General features: G+C 32.8%; 33 protein-coding genes. 23 read left to right on the forward strand and 10 right to left on the reverse strand.

Features of this window, described 5'->3' with window-relative positions; translation table 11 throughout:
* Positions 1–3 precede the first annotated feature (3 nt).
* The 4 genes from LC095_RS24165 (at position 4) to ypmT (ending at position 3,319) form a co-directional block, all read left to right on the forward strand.
* The gene (locus LC095_RS24165) at positions 4–585 is read left to right on the forward strand and encodes a YpmS family protein (protein WP_226530530.1); all 582 of its coding nucleotides are present in this window, start codon (positions 4–6) and stop codon (positions 583–585) included.
* Positions 586–786: 201 nt separating this feature from the next.
* Entirely contained in the window at positions 787–1,947 is a 1,161-nt protein-coding gene (locus LC095_RS24170) for an FxLYD domain-containing protein (protein ID WP_226530531.1), read from the forward strand.
* 3 nt (positions 1,948–1,950) lie between these two features.
* Entirely contained in the window at positions 1,951–3,072 is a 1,122-nt protein-coding gene (locus LC095_RS24175) for a S1C family serine protease (protein ID WP_226530532.1), read from the forward strand.
* Positions 3,073–3,130: 58 nt separating this feature from the next.
* Positions 3,131–3,319 (forward strand): protein YpmT, encoded by a 189-nt coding sequence (ypmT, locus tag LC095_RS24180; protein WP_078432883.1) that lies wholly within the window; start codon positions 3,131–3,133, stop codon positions 3,317–3,319.
* A gap of 45 nt (positions 3,320–3,364) precedes the next feature.
* Here ypmT and LC095_RS24185 read toward each other — a convergent pair whose 3' ends face one another.
* Positions 3,365–3,538: a hypothetical protein gene (locus LC095_RS24185; protein WP_226530533.1), complete on the reverse strand. Its 174-nt coding sequence runs from the start codon at positions 3,536–3,538 to the stop codon at positions 3,365–3,367.
* Positions 3,539–3,842: 304 nt separating this feature from the next.
* Between LC095_RS24185 and LC095_RS26985 the strand changes: the two genes are divergently transcribed.
* Positions 3,843–3,968 carry a hypothetical protein gene (locus LC095_RS26985; protein ID WP_264196189.1) on the forward strand — a complete coding sequence of 42 codons (126 nt, stop codon included), beginning with the start codon at positions 3,843–3,845 and terminating at the stop codon, positions 3,966–3,968.
* 51 nt (positions 3,969–4,019) lie between these two features.
* On the opposite strand, the gene LC095_RS24190 is transcribed toward LC095_RS26985, so the two are convergent.
* Together LC095_RS24190 and LC095_RS24195 are read right to left on the reverse strand one after the other, a co-directional pair.
* A complete protein-coding gene (locus tag LC095_RS24190; protein ID WP_226530534.1) occupies positions 4,020–4,265 on the reverse strand; it encodes a DNA alkylation repair protein in 246 nt (81 codons plus the stop codon).
* Positions 4,266–4,428: 163 nt separating this feature from the next.
* A complete protein-coding gene (locus LC095_RS24195; protein WP_226530535.1) occupies positions 4,429–4,851 on the reverse strand; it encodes a MarR family winged helix-turn-helix transcriptional regulator in 423 nt (140 codons plus the stop codon).
* Positions 4,852–5,019: 168 nt separating this feature from the next.
* On the opposite strand from LC095_RS24195, the gene msrB reads away from it, so the two are divergent.
* The 6 genes from msrB (at position 5,020) to LC095_RS24225 (ending at position 9,156) form a co-directional block, all read left to right on the forward strand.
* The gene (gene msrB, locus LC095_RS24200) at positions 5,020–5,973 is read left to right on the forward strand and encodes a peptide-methionine (R)-S-oxide reductase MsrB (protein ID WP_226530536.1); all 954 of its coding nucleotides are present in this window, start codon (positions 5,020–5,022) and stop codon (positions 5,971–5,973) included.
* A 98-nt stretch (positions 5,974–6,071) separates the two neighbouring features.
* On the forward strand, positions 6,072–6,449 hold the full coding sequence (locus tag LC095_RS24205; RefSeq protein WP_226530537.1) for a VOC family protein: 378 nt from the start codon (positions 6,072–6,074) through the stop codon (positions 6,447–6,449).
* A gap of 167 nt (positions 6,450–6,616) precedes the next feature.
* Complete coding sequence (locus LC095_RS24210) at positions 6,617–6,739, forward strand: YjcZ family sporulation protein (RefSeq protein WP_078432887.1); 123 nt, start codon at positions 6,617–6,619, stop codon at positions 6,737–6,739.
* Between the two features lie 100 nt (positions 6,740–6,839).
* On the forward strand, positions 6,840–7,850 hold the full coding sequence (gene bioB, locus LC095_RS24215; protein WP_413467539.1) for a biotin synthase BioB: 1,011 nt from the start codon (positions 6,840–6,842) through the stop codon (positions 7,848–7,850).
* 180 nt (positions 7,851–8,030) lie between these two features.
* Positions 8,031–8,258 (forward strand): YozE family protein, encoded by a 228-nt coding sequence (locus LC095_RS24220; RefSeq protein ID WP_226530539.1) that lies wholly within the window; start codon positions 8,031–8,033, stop codon positions 8,256–8,258.
* Positions 8,259–8,463: 205 nt separating this feature from the next.
* Complete coding sequence (locus LC095_RS24225) at positions 8,464–9,156, forward strand: hypothetical protein (RefSeq protein ID WP_226530540.1); 693 nt, start codon at positions 8,464–8,466, stop codon at positions 9,154–9,156.
* Positions 9,157–9,159: 3 nt separating this feature from the next.
* Here the strand turns inward: LC095_RS24225 and LC095_RS24230 are convergent, their stop codons facing one another.
* A complete protein-coding gene (locus LC095_RS24230) occupies positions 9,160–9,345 on the reverse strand; it encodes a hypothetical protein (protein WP_226530541.1) in 186 nt (61 codons plus the stop codon).
* 161 nt (positions 9,346–9,506) lie between these two features.
* On the opposite strand from LC095_RS24230, the gene LC095_RS24235 reads away from it, so the two are divergent.
* Complete coding sequence (locus tag LC095_RS24235) at positions 9,507–9,689, forward strand: YozD family protein (protein WP_226530542.1); 183 nt, start codon at positions 9,507–9,509, stop codon at positions 9,687–9,689.
* A 161-nt stretch (positions 9,690–9,850) separates the two neighbouring features.
* Here the strand turns inward: LC095_RS24235 and LC095_RS24240 are convergent, their stop codons facing one another.
* On the reverse strand, positions 9,851–10,912 hold the full coding sequence (locus tag LC095_RS24240; protein WP_226530543.1) for a DUF2515 family protein: 1,062 nt from the start codon (positions 10,910–10,912) through the stop codon (positions 9,851–9,853).
* A gap of 321 nt (positions 10,913–11,233) precedes the next feature.
* Here LC095_RS24240 and LC095_RS24250 point away from each other — a divergent pair, with 321 nt between their 5' ends.
* From LC095_RS24250 to LC095_RS24285, 8 genes are all read left to right on the forward strand, one after another.
* Positions 11,234–12,031, forward strand: a complete 798-nt coding sequence (locus LC095_RS24250) for a serine/threonine protein kinase (protein WP_226530545.1) — start codon at positions 11,234–11,236, stop codon at positions 12,029–12,031.
* Positions 12,032–12,042: 11 nt separating this feature from the next.
* A complete protein-coding gene (locus tag LC095_RS24255) occupies positions 12,043–12,813 on the forward strand; it encodes a sporulation protein (protein WP_226530546.1) in 771 nt (256 codons plus the stop codon).
* A 187-nt stretch (positions 12,814–13,000) separates the two neighbouring features.
* Positions 13,001–14,203, forward strand: coding sequence for a CapA family protein (locus LC095_RS24260; protein WP_264196190.1), 1,203 nt, complete (start codon positions 13,001–13,003; stop codon positions 14,201–14,203).
* Positions 14,204–14,346: 143 nt separating this feature from the next.
* Positions 14,347–15,066, forward strand: a complete 720-nt coding sequence (locus LC095_RS24265; protein WP_216774097.1) for a YebC/PmpR family DNA-binding transcriptional regulator — start codon at positions 14,347–14,349, stop codon at positions 15,064–15,066.
* Positions 15,067–15,196: 130 nt separating this feature from the next.
* Positions 15,197–15,337: a hypothetical protein gene (locus tag LC095_RS24270; protein ID WP_226530548.1), complete on the forward strand. Its 141-nt coding sequence runs from the start codon at positions 15,197–15,199 to the stop codon at positions 15,335–15,337.
* Positions 15,338–15,380: 43 nt separating this feature from the next.
* Positions 15,381–15,521 (forward strand): hypothetical protein, encoded by a 141-nt coding sequence (locus tag LC095_RS24275; RefSeq protein WP_169908212.1) that lies wholly within the window; start codon positions 15,381–15,383, stop codon positions 15,519–15,521.
* Positions 15,522–15,727: 206 nt separating this feature from the next.
* A complete protein-coding gene (locus LC095_RS24280; RefSeq protein ID WP_226530549.1) occupies positions 15,728–16,339 on the forward strand; it encodes a phosphatase PAP2 family protein in 612 nt (203 codons plus the stop codon).
* Between the two features lie 137 nt (positions 16,340–16,476).
* Positions 16,477–16,785 carry a YodL domain-containing protein gene (locus LC095_RS24285; protein ID WP_226530550.1) on the forward strand — a complete coding sequence of 103 codons (309 nt, stop codon included), beginning with the start codon at positions 16,477–16,479 and terminating at the stop codon, positions 16,783–16,785.
* A gap of 101 nt (positions 16,786–16,886) precedes the next feature.
* Here the strand turns inward: LC095_RS24285 and LC095_RS24290 are convergent, their stop codons facing one another.
* Positions 16,887–17,027 carry a hypothetical protein gene (locus LC095_RS24290; RefSeq protein WP_198025732.1) on the reverse strand — a complete coding sequence of 47 codons (141 nt, stop codon included), beginning with the start codon at positions 17,025–17,027 and terminating at the stop codon, positions 16,887–16,889.
* A 12-nt stretch (positions 17,028–17,039) separates the two neighbouring features.
* Positions 17,040–17,177, reverse strand: coding sequence for a hypothetical protein (locus tag LC095_RS24295; RefSeq protein WP_169908218.1), 138 nt, complete (start codon positions 17,175–17,177; stop codon positions 17,040–17,042).
* Positions 17,178–17,367: 190 nt separating this feature from the next.
* Between LC095_RS24295 and deoD the strand changes: the two genes are divergently transcribed.
* The 3 genes from deoD to LC095_RS24310 all read left to right on the forward strand — a co-directional run bounded on the left by deoD (position 17,368) and on the right by LC095_RS24310 (position 19,631).
* Positions 17,368–18,075 (forward strand): purine-nucleoside phosphorylase, encoded by a 708-nt coding sequence (deoD, locus tag LC095_RS24300; protein WP_226530551.1) that lies wholly within the window; start codon positions 17,368–17,370, stop codon positions 18,073–18,075.
* A gap of 215 nt (positions 18,076–18,290) precedes the next feature.
* The gene (locus tag LC095_RS24305; RefSeq protein ID WP_226530552.1) at positions 18,291–19,112 is read left to right on the forward strand and encodes a D-alanyl-D-alanine carboxypeptidase family protein; all 822 of its coding nucleotides are present in this window, start codon (positions 18,291–18,293) and stop codon (positions 19,110–19,112) included.
* Positions 19,113–19,124: 12 nt separating this feature from the next.
* Complete coding sequence (locus LC095_RS24310) at positions 19,125–19,631, forward strand: mismatch-specific DNA-glycosylase (RefSeq protein WP_226530553.1); 507 nt, start codon at positions 19,125–19,127, stop codon at positions 19,629–19,631.
* Positions 19,632–19,690: 59 nt separating this feature from the next.
* Here LC095_RS24310 and LC095_RS24315 read toward each other — a convergent pair whose 3' ends face one another.
* The 3 genes from LC095_RS24315 to LC095_RS24325 form a co-directional block, all read right to left on the reverse strand.
* Entirely contained in the window at positions 19,691–19,948 is a 258-nt protein-coding gene (locus tag LC095_RS24315) for a hypothetical protein (protein ID WP_226530554.1), read from the reverse strand.
* Positions 19,949–20,031: 83 nt separating this feature from the next.
* Positions 20,032–20,742, reverse strand: a complete 711-nt coding sequence (locus tag LC095_RS24320) for a class I SAM-dependent methyltransferase (protein WP_226530555.1) — start codon at positions 20,740–20,742, stop codon at positions 20,032–20,034.
* 54 nt (positions 20,743–20,796) lie between these two features.
* Positions 20,797–21,069: a hypothetical protein gene (locus LC095_RS24325; protein ID WP_226530556.1), complete on the reverse strand. Its 273-nt coding sequence runs from the start codon at positions 21,067–21,069 to the stop codon at positions 20,797–20,799.
* Between the last annotated feature and the right edge of the window lie 134 nt (positions 21,070–21,203).

Consider the following 21,203-nt stretch of genomic DNA (forward strand, 5'->3'; position numbering starts at 1 on the left):
TTGATGAAAAAATGGAAAATGTTGTTTCTTGTACTTGCTGGGATAAATTTAATTTTTTTAATAGTTGTTTTCTCTTTATTATTAATGCCTGTTGATCAACCAAAAGAAAAGGAAAAAACTCAGCATATTGATGGACAAGAAATTGTTCCATTCTTAATTGGTACTGATAAAAGCACGTTAACAAAATTAGTGAATCATTATCTTGAACAGGAAACAGACCAAGAAAACCTAAAGTATTATGTAGAATTAGAGGATAAAGTAAATGTTTATGGTGTTATTAAAGCATTTAATAAAGACGTTGATATGAAATTAGTTCTTGAGCCAATCGTAAAGGACGATGGAAACGTACAGTTGCTTGTGAATGAATTATCTATCGGACAATTAAAACTACCGGTATCATATGTATTAAAGTATATGAGTACTTATTATGATCTACCTGAATATGTTGTCATTAATTCAAGTGATAAGTTAATTGATATCCATCTAGATCAATTAACTTTAAAAAACGGGTTAAGTGCTCGCGCAGAGTCATTTAATCTTGAGGAAGATGATATTACTTTTACATTGCATGTTCCGTTACCATAAGGTCTAACATACGTTAGACCTTTGTTTTTCTCGAAAATTGGTCCAAATTACCCTGCCGATAAAGGCTAGAATGATTATTGTGAAACATGTATACTAAGAGAATAGATTGTCGAAATAAAGAAAATGATAGATTGTTAGAATGAAAGTCTCAACATTTAATAAGAGGCTCTGTTCCCTTATCTACAAGAGAGGAGGAGCGTAATGTTTTGTACAAACTGTGGAGCAAATATTGCAGTAAAGTCTGCAAATTATTGTTCTAATTGTGGAAAGAAGCTAGAAGAACAACTACATCCTTCTTCATATAAAAAGAAGAAAATACTTGTTTATATAACCCCGTTTCTAAGTTTACTACTTGTTACCTCAGGGCTTATTTTGACACATACTTATGAGTCAAAAGTAAATGCTACAGTTCTTAAATTTCAAGAAAAAGCTGAAAAGGCTGCTTTAGCTGGTGAATATGAGAAAGCACTATCTTATCTTGAATCCGGCCTTTCATTTCGTAATACCTATGATGTAATGATAAAAGAAAAAGAAATAGTTGAATCCATTATTGACTTAAATCAAGATCTAAGCGATGTTGAACAAAAAATAATGAATGAACACTTTGAAGATGCTCAGAAAGATCTTAACTTGATTAAAAGGCAAATTAATACAACTAGTTCACCATTATTTGTGAAACTATCCTATGAAATTAATCAAGTTGAAACGAGTGTCAAGGTTGGAACGATGAAAGAAGAAATAAATCAGCTTTCTACAATAGATGAATTAGCCGATAAGTTGTCAACTCTCTATTCAATGGAGGTTCAAGAAGCTTCTGAAATAAAACAACAAATTTATATGAAGATGGTTAGTATAAGTGCTTCTGATGCTGAAAAGAATTTGGAACAAAAGCACTTTAATAAAGCTATAAATTCAGTCGAAGAGGCACTGCAATATGTTGTTAACAACGAGAAATTATTATCATTAAAAGATCGTATAATTGAAGAAAAGACTGCATTTGAGGCAGCAGAACAAGAGAGAATTAATAAGGCAATACAAGTTGCCAAAAAAGAAGAACAGATGAACTCTACACAAGCAGTAGAATTAGTCGAAGTAAAGGCAAACGTTGATAAATATGGGGATGCCTATATTAAAGGCTCTGTTAAAAACAAAGGTACTGAAAGTGTTCATTCAATAGTAATTGAATTTCGGGTTTTAAATGGCAAAGGTTCAATACTAGAGAGAGGTAAGACAAATGTTTTTCCTAACAAGTTACAGCCTGGTCAAGAAGGAAATTTTGAGCATGTATCATATTCAACAAAAGAAAAGGTAAAGGTTGAGGTCACAAATATATCATGGCTTTTAGAAGAGAAGAAAGGATAATTTATGAAGAAAAGAATGATTAGCAGTATCTTAATATCCCTTCTCATATGGATTGCAGGTGGAATAGGCTTTTTTTATGTTAAAGAGTATACGGCAAAAAAAGTTTACTCAGAATCAACGATCTTAAATCAAAACAAAGATGTAAATGTGGTTCAACCACCACTAGAGATTAAAGAAATTATTCGGGAAGTTCAAAAGAAGGTTGTAATGGTTGAGTTAGAGGATGGAACAGTCGGTTCCGGCTTTCTCTATAATCATAAGGGGGATATCATTACAAACGCACATGTAATAAGTGGTGCGAAGCAGGTGAAAATCCGCACGACAGATGCAATGGGTTATGATGGTGAAGTAATTGGGATTAGTACTGAAACCGATGTTGCTGTTGTTAGGGTTAATGGATTAGAAAATGTTGAACCATTAAAGCTGGCACCCAATACTTCGCTCGAACTAGGTGATGAAATTTTAGCTTTGGGAAGTCCTTTAGGCTTTCAGAACACTGTTACAACTGGAATAATTAGTGGGACCGACAGAGAATTGGACGTAGAACCGTATAAGTATGATGATGTTTACCAAATTTCTGCTCCGATTGCTCCAGGAAACAGTGGCGGACCACTAATTGATAGAAGAACAGGAAGTGTTGTGGGAATCAACTCCGCAAGAATAGAACAAGGAAGCATCGGATTTAGCCTTCCAATTGGAACGGTCCTTCCATTAGTAAATAGCTGGTCTGAAACTCCAATGAAAAACTTACCTGTTGTAGAAGCGGTTGACGAAGATGAAGAAATCGATGAAAATAAAATTATCGAAACAGCTGATTACCTTGTCAGTTATTTCATTGATAGTATAAATTATCAGGATTTTGTAACAGCTTATTCATTATTGGGAAGTAACTGGCAAACAAATATTGATTATCAATCATTTAGAAATGATTATTTGAATATTATTTCAATAAGGGTTGATGAGCTTAAAACAACAAAAATTGAAGACAAGGTTCTTGTAGAAACAGTTTTAACGGTTACCGAACAAACAGATCATGGACATAAAAGCACTACTAAAAAGATGAACTATGAGGTAGCTTATGAGAATGACCAAGCTAAAATAATTTCTGAAGATCAGCAAGAATAGTTAGATGTCAGATTATAGATAAATAAGACGTAAGAGTATTAAGATGGGGGTTCAATGAATGAAAAATAAGTTTATGATCTTTGCGCTTGCTGCAATTCTGGTTTCGTTCATATTTGGCGGGATAGCGTGGCAGAAGCTTGCTGCTGAAAATATGGATGAGGTATATTTGAATCTTGCATACAGTACAATGTGTCTAAGTGTTGCTTTTTATTTATGGCATATAAAAGATGAAAAATCTAAATCATAAGAATGAAAACTGAGAGGGTTTCAACCTCTCAGTTTTTCTATTTAATTAAGATCCTTCTTCTTCCGTTTCAACTTCTTCTGTACTTTCTTCCTCAGTTCCTTCTTCTGTTTCTTCTACATTTGTTTCTTCCTGTTCAGTATCATCTGTGTTGTTACATGCAGCCATTAAAAATACAGCAAGTAATGATGCTCCGACTTTTAACAATAAGCTCTTATTCATCTTAATTCCTCCCATGTAACGAATAGTGTTTACTTTGAACCCGGCTGGTTCAATCTAATAATAATAGAAAATGAATGGGTGTATACTGATTTTACAAAAACTAAACAGGATCTTTAATAATTAATAATAGGTTAAAAATCTATTAATATTTTTTACAATAACTTTTTATGAAACTAGGTAAATTAGTCCTTCTATGTTTCAACTCTCAGTCTGTAGACTTACCTACAAGTAAGTATAAATAGATTACATATATTTCATTATGTTCGGAAAAAATGAGGATATCAATAAAAGGAAGGATGGGAAGATGAAAAAAAATAAATTAAGTTATGAATCAGATGGGAAAATGGGACAGCATAAAGGTAAAAAACAAAGCATAAAGAACACCAACAATGAGAAAATGTTTTTTAATACAACACAAAATAGTGAATGATTAAAAAAGAGGTAAAGAGAAGTATTATTTTCTCTTAACCTCTTGTCTCTGTTATTTATTATTTTGTGCTCTTTTTATAAAAGAAATTTCGTCCTCAATTAAGCCGCATGTTCCGCATTGAATGCGGTATTGAGGTCCCTTATAGGAAATGTGAAAAGGGTCTAATGCAGATTGATCTAGTTGTTCCACAACATCTCCGGTTTGTGGGTTTAATTTTACAGATTTAACTTGTTGTTCAATAATATTGAATCTCGTTCTATTGGTTTTGCAATTTGGACATAAATACGGTGATGACATAGAATCATGACCTCCATGTGTGTTTTTCTTATTATTCACAATGGGGTAGATTTTATGTTTTAAAAAGTGGATATGCTGACAATTTCATAATGAGGTTGTATTCATTTATTCAGAAAAAATATAAAAGGATGACCATAAATTCATCCTTATTACAAAGAGGTTATTAAGCTTTTAATAGTTTATTAAATAAGATAATAAAATTCTTAATATCTTCTTCACTAAACTCATTAAATTTATTTAATAAAAAATCTGTTTTTTTCTTTTCAAACAATAGAAGGGTATTTTTTCCATCTTCCGTAAGGTGTATGTCTACAATTCGACGATCTTGAACAGAACGAATACGTTCGATCCATTTTTTTTCAATTAGAGAGTCTGTTATAGCTGTAATGTGAGAAGCTGATACATTCAACATTTTAGATAAATCGGAAGATTTTTTAGGACCGTGTTCAAATAAAGTCTTTAATATGAAAAACTCGTTTCTTGACATTTCGTTATCGTAAACAAGATTCATTTCTTGGCGTAATTTTCTATATACATGTCGCATTAAAGCTTCCATTTCATACATTTTTTCTTGACGATTATTCAACTTTTTTCCTCCGTACTTACATAATATCCTTTTCATTAGACTAAGGAAGTTCTATCGATGTGTCAAGAGATATCATCATAAATAAGGTAAGCAGTTTACTTTTCTAGGATATAATACATGCTATATAATAGAAATCATTAGTTCATATGAGGTAGGGTGATTAAATTAATGAATAATAATCATAATTTAGAATTAGCTACGTTTGCGGGTGGATGTTTTTGGTGTATGGTTCAACCATTTGATGAATTACCAGGTATTGAGAGCGTTATATCAGGGTATACAGGTGGAGAAAAAGAAAATCCTACTTATGAAGAGGTATGTTCAAATAGGACTGGACATTTAGAAGCTGTACAAATTACGTATAACCCGGATATTTTCCCTTATGAGAGGTTATTAGAGCTGTTTTGGCAACAAATTGATCCGACAGATAATGGAGGTCAATTTTATGATCGCGGAGAATCATATCAAACAGCTATATTTTACCATTCTAAAGAGCAAAAAGTGCTTGCTGAACAGTCTAAAAAGGATCTTGAAAATAGCAACAGGTTTTCTAAACCTATCGTAACTGAAATTCGTGAGGCAATGCCTTTTTATCCTGCTGAAGAATATCATCAGGATTTTTATAAGAAGAGTACAGGACGTTATAAACAATATCGTTCAGGTTCTGGAAGGGATCAGTTTATTGAACAACATTGGAAAGATAAAAATCATCTAAAAACTTCATTAACACCAATGCAGTATGAAGTAACACAAAAAAGTGGAACAGAGCCTCCATTTAACAATGAATTTTGGAATCATGAAGAACAAGGGATTTATGTTGATATCGTTTCAGGTAAACCCTTATTTAGCTCAACGGATAAATATGATGCAGGATGCGGATGGCCAAGTTTTACAAAACCGATTCAGGACTTTGAAGTGGTCGAAAAATTAGATACTTCCCATGGTATGGTTAGAACAGAAGTTAGAAGTAAAACAGCTGATTCACATCTTGGTCATGTCTTTGATGATGGTCCGGGTCCAAGCAGGCTAAGGTATTGTATAAATTCGGCAGCATTAAAATTTATCCCAAAGAAAGATTTAGAAAAAGAAGGGTATGGAAAATATCTATCATTATTCGAATAGTAAGTAAAAAGGGCTGAAGTTCAGCCTTTTTAAATGCAGACATACAAATTACGTAGTATATAGAATAGGGTATATTGGAGAAAAAAGGAGTGGGGATTGTGGCAGTTTTAGGTTTTGAACATGTAGGTATCCAAATAGCTGATATTGATAAATCAATTTCTTTTTACCAAGAGGTAGTAGGTTTAAAACTTCTTGATCAATTTTTACATACTGATGGGAAAATGAAATTGGCATTTTTAGGTGTGAAAGACCAAATTATAGTCGAATTAATTGAAGGATATAATCCGGATTTACCTGATGAAGGAAAAGTACATCATATTGCATTCAGAGTTGATAATATTGAAGCTGAGAGAAGAAGATTACAGTCTGCCAATGTGGAATGGATTTATGAAGATATTACTGTTTTACCAAATGGTGCAAAGTATATATTCTTTCGGGGTCCTGATCAAGAATGGATTGAATTTTTCGAAAAATAATATGTGTTAACCGTGCTAAGTCCCGAAGCACGGTTTTTTCATTGTTGTTGCATATGTAGACTGAAGTGATTTTTTTACCTAGAAACTAGGCGAACACACATACAATACAACCCACCTATAGCATAATGTAGAGTGAAATCAAAATAAATTATGGGGAGTGAGTTATTATGCATTGCTATAATGAGTGTGGATATCCATATGGTGGCGGTTACGGTTACGGGAACAGCTTCGTTTTAATTGTAGTACTTTTCATCTTGTTAATCATCGTAGGTGCAGCTTATATTAACTAATCCATCGAACACTTTTGGAGCTCAATATGGGCTCCTTTTTTGTAAACCGAAACAAATATAAAGTTGACATATTAACGCCTAATCATTACCATTAGAGTAGATGAATAAAGGGGGAATATATGTGAACTGGGAGTTAGTGGCTGATGATGTAATCAAAGGAAAAGTATTAACCTGGAATGAAGCTCTATCAATTTTAGAATGTCCAGATGAAGATTTATTAAAATTATTGGACGGAGCATTCAAAATAAGAAGACATTATTATGGAAAAAAAGTAAAGTTAAATATGATAATGAATACAAAATCAGGATTATGCCCTGAAAACTGTGGGTATTGTTCACAATCCAGTGTGTCAAAAGCACCTATTCAGAAATATAGAATGCTAGATAAAGAGACAATCTTAAAAGGAGCGGAGCAAGCGCATCATCTTCAAGTAGGCACCTATTGCATTGTAGCGAGTGGAAGAGGACCTACTGATAAAGAGGTGAGCCATGTCACTTCTGCTGTAGAAGAAATTAAAGAAAAATATGGATTAAAAGTTTGTGCTTGTTTAGGGATACTTAAGCCGGAACAAGCAGATAAATTAAAGGAAGCTGGAGTTGATCGATATAATCACAATCTCAATACTTCAAAAGAACATCACAATGAGATTACAACTTCCCATACATATGATGACCGTTTGAATACGATTGCTATTGTGAAAAAAAGTGGAATCTCACCATGTTCCGGGGTGATTGTTGGGATGCGGGAATCTCTTCAAGATGTTGTTAATATGGCATTCAGCTTAAAAGAGCTTGATGCTGACTCTATACCGGTGAATTTTTTACACGCGATAGATGGTACTCCGCTTGAAGGTACGAATGAGCTTAATCCAAGATATTGCTTAAAAGTACTTGCACTATTTCGATACATAAACCCAACAAAAGAAATCCGAATCTCAGGTGGACGTGAGGTGAACCTTAGATCACTTCAACCACTTGGATTATTTGCAGCAAATTCAATATTTGTGGGAGACTATTTGACAACAGTTGGACAAGAAAGCACAGCAGATCATAAAATGTTAGAAGACTTAGGGTTTGAAATAGATTTTCAATTTCATGAATCAAAAGTATAATGTTGAAAAATGAATTTTGATTGAATGAATGTTAGAATATCTCTAGCTGTTCCAATTTATTTGGAATACATGAGGTATTCTTTTTATATGAAAAAACCTATGTTTTTCAAAAAGGAATGGTTTTATTCTGTTCTTGAACAAGCTATAATTATACAATATTGTCAGCAGGGGGAATGACGTTTGAAATCTTTTTATCATTACTTAATGAAATATCGTCATCCTAAGCCACAGGATGAAATTTCTAAGTTTGCTAATGATGCTTATAATGATCATAGCTTTCCTAAAAACACAGATAATTATGACGAAATAAGCTCCTATTTAGAAATGAATGGAGCATATTTAGCAAGTATGACCGTATTTGATGATGCATGGGAAAGGTATCAACATGAAATATTAAAAAATATTTAAAAGAAAGGCACAGGATGATTATATATAAATCATCCTGTGCCTTTCTAATTGATAAAAAATTATATTGATATTAGTAAAAAGCTTATTTTTATATGTGTATATCGATATATAGATCTACAATGATTTTCAGGAGCCCATGACGAAATGAAAAATACAGCATATACTATCTTATCCTTACAATCACGACAAAAGGAGAGATGGAGAAATGAAAAATAATCATCAAAATAAACCAAAATTTAAAATAGGAGATATTGTCGTGATTATTATGTATGGAACGGTTGGTACGATAACAAAGCTTCATTTAGTAGACCAGCATTTTGCCTATGAAGTGAATCATGGGGATGTATTGTTTTATGAAAATGCACTTCAGTTATTTTCAGAATATGATGGGACTATTGTCGAAACAGAAAAGATAAGTATAGAAGTTCTCTACCAAATTGGTGATATCGTATTGGTAAAAGGATATGGAACTTCATTGTTTAGAATTGTGGGAGTGAGAACAGAAGTTTGGAGATACGCAGAAGATGGATGGGAAGAAATTACTTATGAGTTAACTAGAATGTCAGATGGAGAATGGTTAGAGGCGACAGAAGATGAAATGAGCCTAATGATAAGTAACCAAGAGGCTGAAGAATTTATTCAGCAAGTTCATTTGCACAACACAATATCTGATGAAAGCCGTTACTATGCTTCTTTGATTCATCAATATATTGGCCTGGAACCATCAAGTGATAATAGAAAATCAGATGATAAAAAGCAGTTGATTGATGAAATGCTTGATATCTACAATGATTATAAAACACTGTATAATCTTTTTCATGATCAGGAATATTTAGACATGATGAATCTTGTATTAAAAAGCTTATCGAGATACAAGGATATTGATTCAATACATTAATTCTTACAGTGAAAACATAATAAAAATGAAATAAGGAATACAGAAAAAAATAACCCCATAAAATAAGCCTTTAAGAATAAAGCTTAATAATTGATCAAAGCCATCTCCATCAATAAAATCCAGAATGTTATGTTTCTCAACTTTTTCTAACGTACCATTGATTTTTGTGCTAGTAACCTCATTTATCATCCTATATTCCCCATTTCTTTATATGCTTGTCCATCTAAAACTATTTATATGAAAAGAATATATGTTTATTCCATTTTCTTTTTATAGCATTCAAAAAAATATTCATTTAAATTGCATATGTTCCTGTGCATGGACATAAAAAATAGAAGGGGGGCGATATTGTGAAGGAAATAGAAGTAATTATTGATACAGAGGAGATTGCTGAGTTCTTTTACAATGAGCTCACAAAAAGAGGGTATGTTCCGGGTGAAGAGGAACTTGGAGAGCTGGCAGATATCACATTTGATTACCTTCTGAACAAATGTATAATTGATGAAGATTTAGAGTTTGAAGACAATGAATAATGCAAAATAGTAAAAAGAGGATGTCTCATAAGGTTCTGACTTTATATAACATTTTCTCTATATAGCATGTAATTGATTTTTACCGGCTATATATTAGGGAATTGAACCTTCTATAGAGACATCTTCTTTTTTGTTTATGAATGTAGAAATGGTTTCGTTCATTAGTTAATCATATTCTGTACTTTATCTATTGACTTCATTAGAGTTAAATTCCGTTTAACATCTTTCGTAATATCCTGAAAATCAGCTTTTACTTCATCTCTCCAGGACTTAACCTTTGAGTAATTTGTATACCAATCGTGGTAAGTCGGAAAACGATGTTTGACGTTTTCCCAGGCAGGAATAAGAGAAGGACTGAATATTTTAGATTGATTTTGGTTCGACGTATATTCATGTGGCCAGTAATCAGAACGAGAGCCTGTATGAATTTGTTTAGTGGCAAAATCCAAAATAGAGGAGTATGCTTGTTTTGAAAACAGAATATGATAAAGTTTTTTCCCAATATTAATTCTGGTTTGTACAGATTGAAAGTTGTGTACTTCAATTCCTGATAAGGAATATTTTCGTAAAAAAGTGAATTTTTTATAGGGAAATACAACATGGGTAAAACCCATAACTTCTTGTATCATATACATAAAAGTTTGAAAGATCGATTGTTTTGTATGGTATAAAGTCATGAGATGTTTTTCAACATATTGTTGTTCATTTGTAATTAATGCAAATGTCAGAAATGTTGAAGATAATTTGTTCCGGAAAAAAAAACTCCATATCGGCATCATAAATGTTGAGACAGAAAACAAAGGTAATAGATGAAAATACGAAATATTATCTTCTATGCTTTTTTTATATAGGAGTAGTTGGGGATAAGCATCATGAAAAATTAGTGAATTAGCACGTTCAAGGAAATGGAATAGGCTGACTTGCTGGGTAGGAGAGAGAATGGAAGAAAGTATAGAACTTTTTAAGTCAGTCATATTATATCCGCCATTTCGTGAGACCATATGAGCCAAAAAAGCCCAATGAATCTCTGGATATTCCAAATAAAAAGAAAGATAAGCATTTGTTCTGGTTATATTATTTTTGTTGGCTAACTCTGTTTTGTATTTAATAGTAGAAATAATATCTTTTTCTATTTGTGTTACGATTAACGGAGTTTTATCTTTGAGTATATCTTTTAAATCTTGTTCGATTGTAGTAATCGGTTCATGGTTTTGTTTTTTCATATTTGTCATCCCTTTAATGAGATATAACCTAATTCTCTACATTTGTATGGGAGTTTAATAAAAAATGTGAAACTTTTGTTTTTCCGTGTCGTATATAAAGGAGAATAAATGATCAATTTGAACGCAAAGTGAGGGATTCAACATGTTAAAAAAGATCCTAAAGTCATTCATAGCAAATAAACATTCTCATTCTTATCGGAAGTATAGTTCAAGCGACTTTAAACGTTCAAGTTATAAACACCGTCATCCATCAAAATATGGTCATCATTATTACAAGAAAAGACACGGATCAAGCAGTTTTTTTAGTTCCTATAGCAGCTAATGAACGTTCTGCTGAATAAATGGATCGAGCTTGTAGAAAAACCCCTTACTCCCTTATCAATTGTAGATAATAAATATGTGATAACCGAAATTCTGGGTAAAGGAAGTTATGGTTTTACGTATCTAGTTGAAGATGAACAGAAAAATCAAAAAGTACTAAAACAGTTAAGAAAATACAAGAGGCTCGATCGTGCCGGAAGTAGGGCATTTGACCGAGAAGCTTTCATATTAAGTAATTTTCAACATCCTGCTTTTCCTCAACTTTTTGAAAAGTTTGAGGATGTAAGTCAAAAGAAATTTATTGTCATGGAGTATAAGAAGGGTAAAACATATGAGCAACTAATTTTTGATGATGGTGTAAAGTATACTGAAAAAGAAGCGTTAGCAGAACTTTATCATGTTCTTAGACTTGTGAAGATTATCCATGAAAAAGGATATGTACATCGAGATCTTCGAATCCCCAATATATTAAAACATGGAAACACCCATTATATCATTGATTTTGGATTAGCTAGGAAAATAACTGACCAGATTGCAAACGAAGAGAAGTTAAATCGAATAGACAAAAAAATGTTTCGGGAGATTAGTTATAAAAGTGACTTTTATGCTTTAGGTCATTTTCTATTATTCTTACTATATTCTTCATTTGAACCTGAAACATCTAAAAAGAAAACATGGGAAGAGGAATTGACCATTTCAAGTCATTGTAAAGAGATTTTACGAAAAATGCTGCAATTGGATACTGCATACGAAGAAGTGAATCAGGTCTTAAAAGATGTGGGAAATTGCATTTATTAGGGAGGAAAACAATGTCTTTTTTTAATAAAATATTAGCTAGTGTTGGGATTGGATCTGCTAAGGTCGATGCAAAACTATCAGATTCTATTATTAAAGTCGGGGAGAAAGTCGAAGGAATTATTGAAGTAAAAGGAGGAAACATCGAACAATCAATTGATGAAATTTATCTAACAATTAACACAAATTATGAAAAAGAAGAAGATGATAAAGTCATTCACAAACAAGCAGTTATTGCGAAGGTAAAGCTGAATGAGCCGTTTGTTATGATGCCAGGTGAAACAAAAACAATTCCTTTCACATTTGAGCTGCCTCTGGATACTCCATTAACAGTTGGATCCTCAAAGGTTTGGTTGCAAACAGGAGTTGATATTAGGGGTTCTATAGATCCGACAGATCGGGATACCATCAAAATTGAACCACACCCTTTGATGGAAAAAACAATTAGTGCACTAAATGAACTTGGATTTTCACTTAGAAATGTTAAGAATGAAGCTGCTTCATATAAGGTACGGAAAAGATTACCGTTTGTACAGGAATTTGAATTTATTCCAACAGCAGGTCAATTTAGAAAAAGTTTAGATGAAGTAGAAATCATGTTTTCTCTGCTTGATGAATCAAATATAGAGATTTTTATTGAAGTTGACAGAAAAGCTAGAGGGATTAGCGGTCTCTTTTCTGAAGCTTTAGATTTGGATGAGTCATTGGTGAGATTTACTCTTCATGAAAATGAAATAAGCAATATAAAGGGAATTTTACTAGATATTTTAAATAAACATAGTTAATAAAGCACCAGCAAAGCAATTAAAGTGCACAAAATCTTCATGCCCTTTAATTGCTTTTTAATATGCCTTAAAAATAGGTAAATAGGATTGTTTTTTTGCAACAAAAGACTAGATACTTTCGTTGTATTTATATTAAGATATTTTTATTTACGTAAGTTTTCATTATAGAGTGAGAAGGGGTTTAGGGATGAAGGAGAGCAAGAAGAGCCATACAATACTGTCAAGAACAAAGTCGAAAGAAAGGAAAAAACGTAGAAGATTAAAAAAAGTATACAGAAGAATGCTCACAATCATTTGTTTTTGCATCATTTTATTTATAGTATACAATTACATAAATTCTGATAAACAGGGAGAACCAGTGACAATAAATGTAACCAAAGAATCAAACGTAATCGATCAGGAAATAGAACCAATAAAAGAACGAATAAATCAACCGACAACAACCATAACAATAAGTGCAGCTGGTGACTTCACATTAGGAAGAGATGAAACGTATGATTATCAGGGTTCATTTGTTGATGTAGCTACTCAAAAAGGTTTGTCCTATTTTTTAGAAGGGTTGGATTCCTTATTTTTAAATGATGATTTTACAACAGTGAACCTTGAAACAACATTAACAAATTCATCTGAAAAGGCAAATAAGACCTTTCGCTTTAAAGGTGATCCAGAATATGCTGAAATTTTAAAAATGGGTGGAATTGAAGCCGTAAATTTAGCCAACAATCATATATTCGATTACTTACAGCAGGGCTATGATGATACGAAGAGTGCACTAGAAAATAAAAAGATTGGATACTTTGGGTATGAAGACTCTTACATAACAGAAGTGAAAGGTGTGAAAATAGGCGCTTTAGGCTTTGAAGGGTGGCAGGATACTCAAGAGATACGCAGTCAAATTAAGGAAAGCATTCATGAATTGAAAGAGCAAGGGGCACAAATTATATTGATTCACTTTCATTGGGGTGATGAAAAGCAGTATGTACCAAATGATACCCAAATCTCATTAGCTAAATTCAGTATTGATTCAGGTGCAGACCTAATACTTGGCCATCATCCGCATGTTGTTCAGGGAATCGAAGAGTATAAAGGAAAGTTTATCGTATATAGTTTGGGGAATTTTATGTTCGGTGGAAATAAAAACCCGTCTGATAAGGATACATTTGTTTTTCAGCAAAAATTTTATATCGAAAATGGGAAGTTAAATGAAAAAAAAGAGATTAATGTGATTCCATTTTCAATATCATCTGTATCTACACACAACGATTATCAACCGACATTGCTAACTGGAATAGAACATGAAAGAGTAAAGGGAAAAATTATTCTTTATTCTAATCAAATATCCAATTCGGAGTGGCTTGTCTACGAGAAAGATTTGGTGATATCTGAATAAAATTGCAGTGAATTGTCGTACTTAACAAAAAAGGTAATTTAGGTATAATAGAATAAGTGAGTAAAATTGACAAGTGTTTGCTAATCCAAACGTTTGAGTCTTACAGAATTGATAGATTTAATCTTTGAAAGTGAGTGTTCATTATGGGTCGTAAATGGAATAATATTAAAGAAAAGAAAGCTTCAAAGGATGCTAATACGAGTCGTATTTATGCAAAATTCGGCCGTGAAATTTATGTAGTAGCAAGACAAGGAGAGCCAGATCCAGAAGCAAATCAAGCATTAAAAGTAGTTCTTGAGCGAGCAAAAACATATAATGTCCCAAAGGCAATCATTGATCGTGCAATTGAAAAAGCAAAGGGCGGGGCAGAAGAAAACTATGATGAACTACGTTATGAAGGCTTTGGACCAAATGGTTCGATGGTCATTGTAGATGCTCTAACGAATAATGTGAACCGTACAGCTTCTGATGTTCGAGCGGCATTCGGTAAGAATGGCGGGAATATGGGTGTGAGCGGTTCTGTAGCTTATATGTTTGATGCAACAGCTGTTATTGGGATTGAAGGTAAATCCTCTGATGAAGTGCTTGAAATATTAATGGAAGAGGATATCGATGTTCGAGATATTCTTGAAGAAGATGAGTCTGTTATCGTATATGCTGAACCAGATCAATTTCATTCTGTACAAGAAGCATTTAAAACAGTGGGAATAACAGAATTTACAGTAGCTGAGTTAACGATGCTTGCACAAAACGATATTACATTACCTGAAGAAGCAAAAGTCCAATTTGAAAAAATGATTGATGCACTTGAAGATTTAGAAGATGTTAGACAGGTTTATCACAATGTAGATTTAAGTGAATAATTTTTTAGCAGACCTTTAAATAATAAGGTCTGCTTTTTTAATTGCTGAAAAATCCTTCAGTGTTGGAATGCAAATCTTTTTTTTAGTTAAACTAATAACTGCTTTAAAAATTCTTAATGGAGGGTCTTATATGTCGAAAAAAAAGAATTCACCTTCTTCAGAAGTAGATCAAAAAAAACTTGTGGATGATAAGGCAAAAGTGGCTAGAGAAAATAACTTTGAAGATCAGCACATTCGACGTGTAACGCAAAATGGAGCAGATGGGCAATAAGATCAGAACCTAGAAGAAAAAGACTGGAATGAGGTGTAAGTAGATGGCGAAGAAGCACCACAATAGTCCTGAACAAAAGGCGGTAATGGCTAACAAAAAAGATACTGAAATGGGAAGTGAATATGCCTACAAGTCAAAACCGGCTCCTGGGCATAAAGAACAAGCAAAGCACAAGAAAGTATAAATAAATACCTATAAATAGAGTCAAGTTTTCTTAATTAAGAAATATAGTTCTTTAAAAATAAGGTCTAAATCTTTTTGTTAGAAGATTTGACCTTTTTTTTGAAGTCAACGAAATAACAGGTAAGGTATGATATAGCTTTCCTTTCCTTTCATTTTATGGCATGATCGTAAATAATGCCTATGGATGGGATAGGAGGGAAGAATTGAATGATGATAATGGTAGTAGTTGCTTTACTTTTATTTTGTTTCTGTGCAATGGTTTATTCTGTAGAGTTTTTTTCTACATTCGACGTGAACGTAACCTTGTTTTTTGAGCAGGTCAGGTTACCGCTTGCAACAGATCTATTTTTATTCATATCGGATATAGGATCGATTAAGTATGCATTGCCTATTTGTATTGGTGTTGCCATCTTTTTATTATACAAACGGAATTGGATAGATGCTGTTTTATTATTTATTCTATTCTTTACGGTTAGACAAATGAACTACTTGCTTAAGGAATTATTTTTACGTGAACGCCCTACATATGATGCCGTTTACCAAGCAACACATTATAGTTTCCCTAGCGGACATTCTATGAATTCTGCAGCAATTTATGGGTTCTTATGTTATTTAATTCTTTCTCATTTTATCAAACGGGAAAATCAAAAATTGCTAGCTATAACGATGACTATTTGTCTCGTCATGTTAATAGGTGTTAGTAGAATTTATCTAGGAGTACATTATTTAACAGATGTACTAGCTGGATGGAGTGCGGGGTTTGTTTGGTTTATGTTATTTAGAACGATTAGAACTACTTTGTTTGTTACAAAGTCTTAATAGTAAAAGCTTTGAGGTTCATTAAATGATGTTATTCTAATGATTTCGACAAAAAAAGCGGTTTTTATCTAAAGGAATCTTTCGAGTAAGTGGCTAATTATTATAATAATACTACTTAAGCGAAGGAGAGAGAAACCGTGTATACCTTACTATTAAAAAAAAGAATCACTTCATATGATGTGACCATTTTTCAAACACCGAAGTTTGGGGAGAAAAAAGGGTATCAAGATGTTTATCGTTTTGTGATGGAAGGGAATAATCACAAAGATGCATTACATAAGGTTTTTCAAACTTTCAATGTTACAGACCGAATGCCGAATGATTACCATGCGAGATATTTAAGCACAGGCGATATTGTTCTTATTGATGAAGGAAAGAAGGGGCAATTTTATTATAAGCTAAATCCGCAAGGGTGGAATAAAATTAATCGTATTCATGTTAGATAAGCAAATAACGAATAGGCAATCGATATCACAGGAAATTTTATATTATTGTGATCATCGATTACCTTTTCTTTATTTTACTTAACATTACTTAACAGTCATAATTAAAGGTTGTTCCCAGGACCATTCTTTCTTTTGCCTGATGTATGTTCCTTTGCATGAGCTGTTTCTTCAGCTTCTAAGACAGCAGGTGAAATATGGTTGTTTTTCTTTGGTGTATTTCGATTTCGATGTTTTTTCCCCATCATAATATCTCCTTATATTTCATTTGTTTTATTCGTTGCATGTGTTTTTTGTTTTCTCGGTTTTTTAGATTCATGTGGTTGTGTTCCATTTCTAGAACCAGGGTTAGTTTCATTTGCATATTGGATCGCTTGTTCTAATTTTTTCTTCATATCGTTTCCCTCCTAAAGAGATTACGCTTATATCTTTTCCCAATGTTATAAAGCTATAGCTGACAATAAATGTATAGCATTTTTTCAAGACAGATAGAAAATGGTAATATTGAAAAAATTTAATTGTCTTATCAAGATATGATATAGTAAATGAGAAATTGGTTTATTATTCTCTCTAGGAGGTTAAAAAATGAGCGTACATATTGGTGCAAAAGATAATGAAATAGCTGAAACAGTATTATTACCAGGGGATCCATTACGTGCAAAGTATATTGCCGAAACATTCTTGGAAGATGTGTCCTGTTATAATGAAGTTCGCGGAATGCTCGGTTTTACAGGAACATATAAAGGTGAAAGAATTTCTGTTCAAGGTACTGGAATGGGTGTGCCATCAATTTCTATATACATAAATGAACTTATGAATAGTTACGGAGTACAACAATTAATACGTGTTGGTACTTGTGGAGCTATTCAAAAAGATGTAAAAGTCCGGGATGTCATTTTAGCAATGAGTGCATCGACCGATTCTCAAATGAATAGACTTACATTTGGCGGCGTAGACTATGCCCCAACTGCAAACTTCGATTTATTGAAGAAAGCTTATGATGCCGGGCTCGAGAAAGGTCTAAATTTAAAAGTTGGAAATGTCTTTACAGCAGATATGTTCTACAATGACAATGCTGAACATGAAAAATGGGCACAATATGGTATTTTAGCAATTGAAATGGAATCAGCTGCACTTTATACATTGGCTTCCAAGTTCAATCGTAAAGCATTATCTGTATTAACTGTAAGTGACCACATTTTAACTGGAGAAGAAACAACTTCAGAAGAACGCCAAACTACGTTTAATGATATGATTATAGTAGCGCTAGAAGCGGCAATTAAAAAAGCATAATTATCTGAAAATATTTCTAAAAGTATGCCATTTGCATACTTTTTTCTTTTGACATTGTTGACCACCCGGTTTTTTTGTCGAAAAGAAAACATTGAATTTACGTTTTAATGTCTAGGTAGAAAGGTAAAGATGTAGGTAGTTACTTAATTATCATTTCTTTAGCTTGTATTTAGTGTTAAAATAGCTTTGTTATTGAACAAGAATAGGGTGGTACTATGTTTTACAATAAATGGAGCGTTATTTTACTTTTCCCAATCGCTCTTTCGGGTTGTACAGATTTTTCTAAATCGATGCCTTTTCTTAGTGGTCAGCAAGGGCAAAACTATACCCAAACCGAACAAATTGAGAATAATGAAGAAGTAAAAGAACCAAAAGAAGAAATAGATGAAGATTTTTTATTAGAATCAGAATTTTTTAATCAGGTAAAACAAGTAAATGGCGACAACATTATTGAAAATCCGACAAATTTACTCGTTATGGTAAATAAAGATTTTGCTCTTTCTCCTGAATTTGAACCTAATGATTTGGTTGTCCCTGATGTTGAGTTTTCTTTCGGTGATGCGGATGTTCCACAAAAATATATTAGAAAAGTAGCAGCTAATGCGTTAGAAGAGCTTTTTGAATTAGCCGAAAAAGATGGAATTGAATTATTAGCTGTATCCGGATATAGATCATATTCACGTCAAGAAGGGATTTTTAATGTAGAAAAGCAAGATAAGGGTGAAGAATATGCATTACAAGCTGTTGCTCTTCCTGGACAAAGTGAGCATCAAACCGGATTAGCAATGGATATTTCAAGTCGAAGTGTAAATTTGGAGATTACAGAAGAATTTGGTGAAACGAAAGAAGGAAAATGGGTTCAAGAGAATGCTCATCGTGCAGGTTTTATTATTCGTTATCCAAAAAATAAGGAATCTCTTACAGGCTATCAATATGAACCATGGCATTTGCGTTATGTTGGAAAAGAAAAAGCAGCTATTATGTATGAAAAGGATTTAACATTAGAAGAGTTCTTTCTAAAAGTGAAAAAGATATAACGGTGATATAGTATGAATGCTCATTTGGACAAACTACAAAAAAATCTAGACATCTTGTTTATAGGGTTTAATCCTAGTTTGGTTTCCGGGGAAGTTGGACATAACTATGCAAATAAACATAACCGTTTTTGGAAAATACTTTTCTTAGCTGATCTCACAGAACGAATTTATCTTCCTAACGAAGATGGCGAGTTACTCAAAAAAGGATTTGGGTTTACTAATATTGTATCAAGACCGACGCGTGCAGCAGCTGAAATTACACAAAAAGAATATCATGATGGTAGGGAAATCCTGAAGCAAAAAATAGCTTTTTACCAACCAAAAGTTGCTTTTTTTGTTGGTAAAGGTGTTTATCTTCAATATAGTCAATCTAAAAAAGCAGGATGGGGTAAACAGCATAAAAGTGTAATTGAAGGTGTAATAGATTTTGTTGCTCCTTCTTCCAGTGGGTTAGTTAGAATGAAGATTGAGGATATTGTGGAGATTTATAAAGGTGTAAAACTATTAATAGATAAATAATTGAAGCTAAAATAAGGGGAAGGTTTCATGTTCCCCTTATTTTCATCTTTATATTTACTTTACCAAAAAAGCAATCCACCTAAAACAATTCCTGTGATAAAACCTAAGCCAATACCATATGCCGGTCCCCAGCCCCATCCATATCCATATCCATAAGGGCCATAACCGAACCCTCCTCTTTGGATCCGAGGTTCAATAAAAACTTTATTAGGTGTAACCCGACAAATCCTACCAACATGGGTGCGGCCAGAACGATCTGTGATTCTTACTAATTTTCCATTATAGCGACAGCAAAGGTCATAGTAATGCTGTGACATGATTTTCCCTCCTTAGCCTTTCGTCTCCATATTGTATGTTCACGGCCAAGGGGGGATTGTACTAATAACTATAAAAAGTTGATTTAGACGGATTGTCTTGCATAAAAAACTCGAAAGGATAATTTGTCTCTATATCGTATCGATAATTCCTCATGCATTGTTAACATGCTAAATGCTAATGGAGGAGTCAAGTCTGTGATGTTAAATTCTGTAGTAGGTTCTTCTGTCCTCATGGAGGAAAAATCACCCTCTGATTGGATTTTGAAAATTGATAGACCAAATTTATTGAAGACGCTAATCCAATCTTCAATAGATAAAATATCAGGTATTCCGTAAAAAGAAGTGATCTCGCTATACTCTGACTCTAATAATGGCGCCGTCCGTATCATCTCAATAGCAATAATTACACCGTTTGGTTTTAGAATCCTTTTTAGTTCTGGTAATGTTAGATCAAGATTTGTAAAATTTAGAACTGACTCAGATAAGATGATATCGGATGACTGATCTGGTAGAGATGTTGAAGTTAAATCTTCTTGTATATATATAATTTCACTCTGACATTCTTTATTCCGTTTTTTTGCTTGTTGAATCATAAGGCGATCATAATCTAGGCCAATTACATTGTAGCCTAATTGATGCAGGTAATAACAACTTTGCCCTGTTCCACATCCAACATCAAGGACAGTATGATTGATTGGGAATTTTTCTTGTTCAAAGATTTCTTTTGTTAATGATATGCCACCAGGATGTGCTCCACCAACGCCGAGTGAAGATAGCATTTGTAAGTAATTCAAATTATTCCCCCCATTCTGATCCTCTATTTTATGAAGGATCAGAATAGAGCGTGATTAGACACAATGGAATAAGCGATGTTTTTCAAAAAGCATTTTGAGCTTAGGAGTAATCATGTTATGAATTTCCGCCTTATAAATGTATTGAAGTGAACCCTTAACATGTAATGTGTGAACAAAGCGTTCCACTTGATCATTTATAAATGTAGAAATTTGATTTTGATAAAAGAAAACTTTTTGTTTTATTTTGTAATCAATTTCATTGATTAATGATAATGAAAAGTGAATCATATCAAATTCAGTTCTTCCAATGTAATCTGCTATTTGCATATGAAAACCTCCCTACATTTACATTCGTGTAATAAACTTTACATTAAATTAATAAAAAAGTATCGTAGTTTTTGTCGAAGATCATTTTCTTTTATTAAATTTCAGTTTGAAGTATCCCTTACTATATGATTTGT

This window comes from Metabacillus niabensis (assembly GCF_020524345.1).
In the GTDB taxonomy this organism is placed as follows: Bacteria; Bacillota; Bacilli; order Bacillales; family Bacillaceae; genus Metabacillus; species Metabacillus niabensis_B.

What these genes read in the sequence shown, in the direction of transcription:
- LC095_RS24250 (WP_226530545.1), top strand. Translation starts at nt 11,234, where the DNA reads ATGAACGTTCTGCTGAATAAATGGATCGAGCTTGTAGAAAAACCCCTT.
- deoD (WP_226530551.1), top strand. Translation starts at nt 17,368, where the DNA reads ATGAGCGTACATATTGGTGCAAAAGATAATGAAATAGCTGAAACAGTA.
- LC095_RS24230 (WP_226530541.1), bottom strand. Translation starts at nt 9,345, where the DNA reads ATGATAAATGAGGTTACTAGCACAAAAATCAATGGTACGTTAGAAAAA.
- LC095_RS24325 (WP_226530556.1), bottom strand. Translation starts at nt 21,069, where the DNA reads ATGCAAATAGCAGATTACATTGGAAGAACTGAATTTGATATGATTCAC.
- LC095_RS24280 (WP_226530549.1), top strand. Translation starts at nt 15,728, where the DNA reads ATGATGATAATGGTAGTAGTTGCTTTACTTTTATTTTGTTTCTGTGCA.
- LC095_RS24290 (WP_198025732.1), bottom strand. Translation starts at nt 17,027, where the DNA reads ATGGGGAAAAAACATCGAAATCGAAATACACCAAAGAAAAACAACCAT.
- LC095_RS24170 (WP_226530531.1), top strand. Translation starts at nt 787, where the DNA reads ATGTTTTGTACAAACTGTGGAGCAAATATTGCAGTAAAGTCTGCAAAT.
- LC095_RS24265 (WP_216774097.1), top strand. Translation starts at nt 14,347, where the DNA reads ATGGGTCGTAAATGGAATAATATTAAAGAAAAGAAAGCTTCAAAGGAT.
- LC095_RS24210 (WP_078432887.1), top strand. Translation starts at nt 6,617, where the DNA reads ATGCATTGCTATAATGAGTGTGGATATCCATATGGTGGCGGTTACGGT.
- LC095_RS24305 (WP_226530552.1), top strand. Translation starts at nt 18,291, where the DNA reads ATGTTTTACAATAAATGGAGCGTTATTTTACTTTTCCCAATCGCTCTT.
- ypmT (WP_078432883.1), top strand. Translation starts at nt 3,131, where the DNA reads ATGAAAAATAAGTTTATGATCTTTGCGCTTGCTGCAATTCTGGTTTCG.
- LC095_RS24260 (WP_264196190.1), top strand. Translation starts at nt 13,001, where the DNA reads ATGAAGGAGAGCAAGAAGAGCCATACAATACTGTCAAGAACAAAGTCG.
- LC095_RS24295 (WP_169908218.1), bottom strand. Translation starts at nt 17,177, where the DNA reads ATGAAGAAAAAATTAGAACAAGCGATCCAATATGCAAATGAAACTAAC.
- bioB (WP_413467539.1), top strand. Translation starts at nt 6,840, where the DNA reads ATGAATAAAGGGGGAATATATGTGAACTGGGAGTTAGTGGCTGATGAT.
- LC095_RS24185 (WP_226530533.1), bottom strand. Translation starts at nt 3,538, where the DNA reads ATGAATAAGAGCTTATTGTTAAAAGTCGGAGCATCATTACTTGCTGTA.
- msrB (WP_226530536.1), top strand. Translation starts at nt 5,020, where the DNA reads ATGAATAATAATCATAATTTAGAATTAGCTACGTTTGCGGGTGGATGT.
- LC095_RS24190 (WP_226530534.1), bottom strand. Translation starts at nt 4,265, where the DNA reads ATGTCATCACCGTATTTATGTCCAAATTGCAAAACCAATAGAACGAGA.
- LC095_RS24225 (WP_226530540.1), top strand. Translation starts at nt 8,464, where the DNA reads ATGAAAAATAATCATCAAAATAAACCAAAATTTAAAATAGGAGATATT.
- LC095_RS24310 (WP_226530553.1), top strand. Translation starts at nt 19,125, where the DNA reads ATGAATGCTCATTTGGACAAACTACAAAAAAATCTAGACATCTTGTTT.
- LC095_RS24255 (WP_226530546.1), top strand. Translation starts at nt 12,043, where the DNA reads ATGTCTTTTTTTAATAAAATATTAGCTAGTGTTGGGATTGGATCTGCT.
- LC095_RS24240 (WP_226530543.1), bottom strand. Translation starts at nt 10,912, where the DNA reads ATGAAAAAACAAAACCATGAACCGATTACTACAATCGAACAAGATTTA.
- LC095_RS24315 (WP_226530554.1), bottom strand. Translation starts at nt 19,948, where the DNA reads ATGTCACAGCATTACTATGACCTTTGCTGTCGCTATAATGGAAAATTA.
- LC095_RS24275 (WP_169908212.1), top strand. Translation starts at nt 15,381, where the DNA reads ATGGCGAAGAAGCACCACAATAGTCCTGAACAAAAGGCGGTAATGGCT.
- LC095_RS24175 (WP_226530532.1), top strand. Translation starts at nt 1,951, where the DNA reads ATGAAGAAAAGAATGATTAGCAGTATCTTAATATCCCTTCTCATATGG.
- LC095_RS24270 (WP_226530548.1), top strand. Translation starts at nt 15,197, where the DNA reads ATGTCGAAAAAAAAGAATTCACCTTCTTCAGAAGTAGATCAAAAAAAA.
- LC095_RS26985 (WP_264196189.1), top strand. Translation starts at nt 3,843, where the DNA reads ATGAAAAAAAATAAATTAAGTTATGAATCAGATGGGAAAATGGGACAG.
- LC095_RS24165 (WP_226530530.1), top strand. Translation starts at nt 4, where the DNA reads ATGAAAAAATGGAAAATGTTGTTTCTTGTACTTGCTGGGATAAATTTA.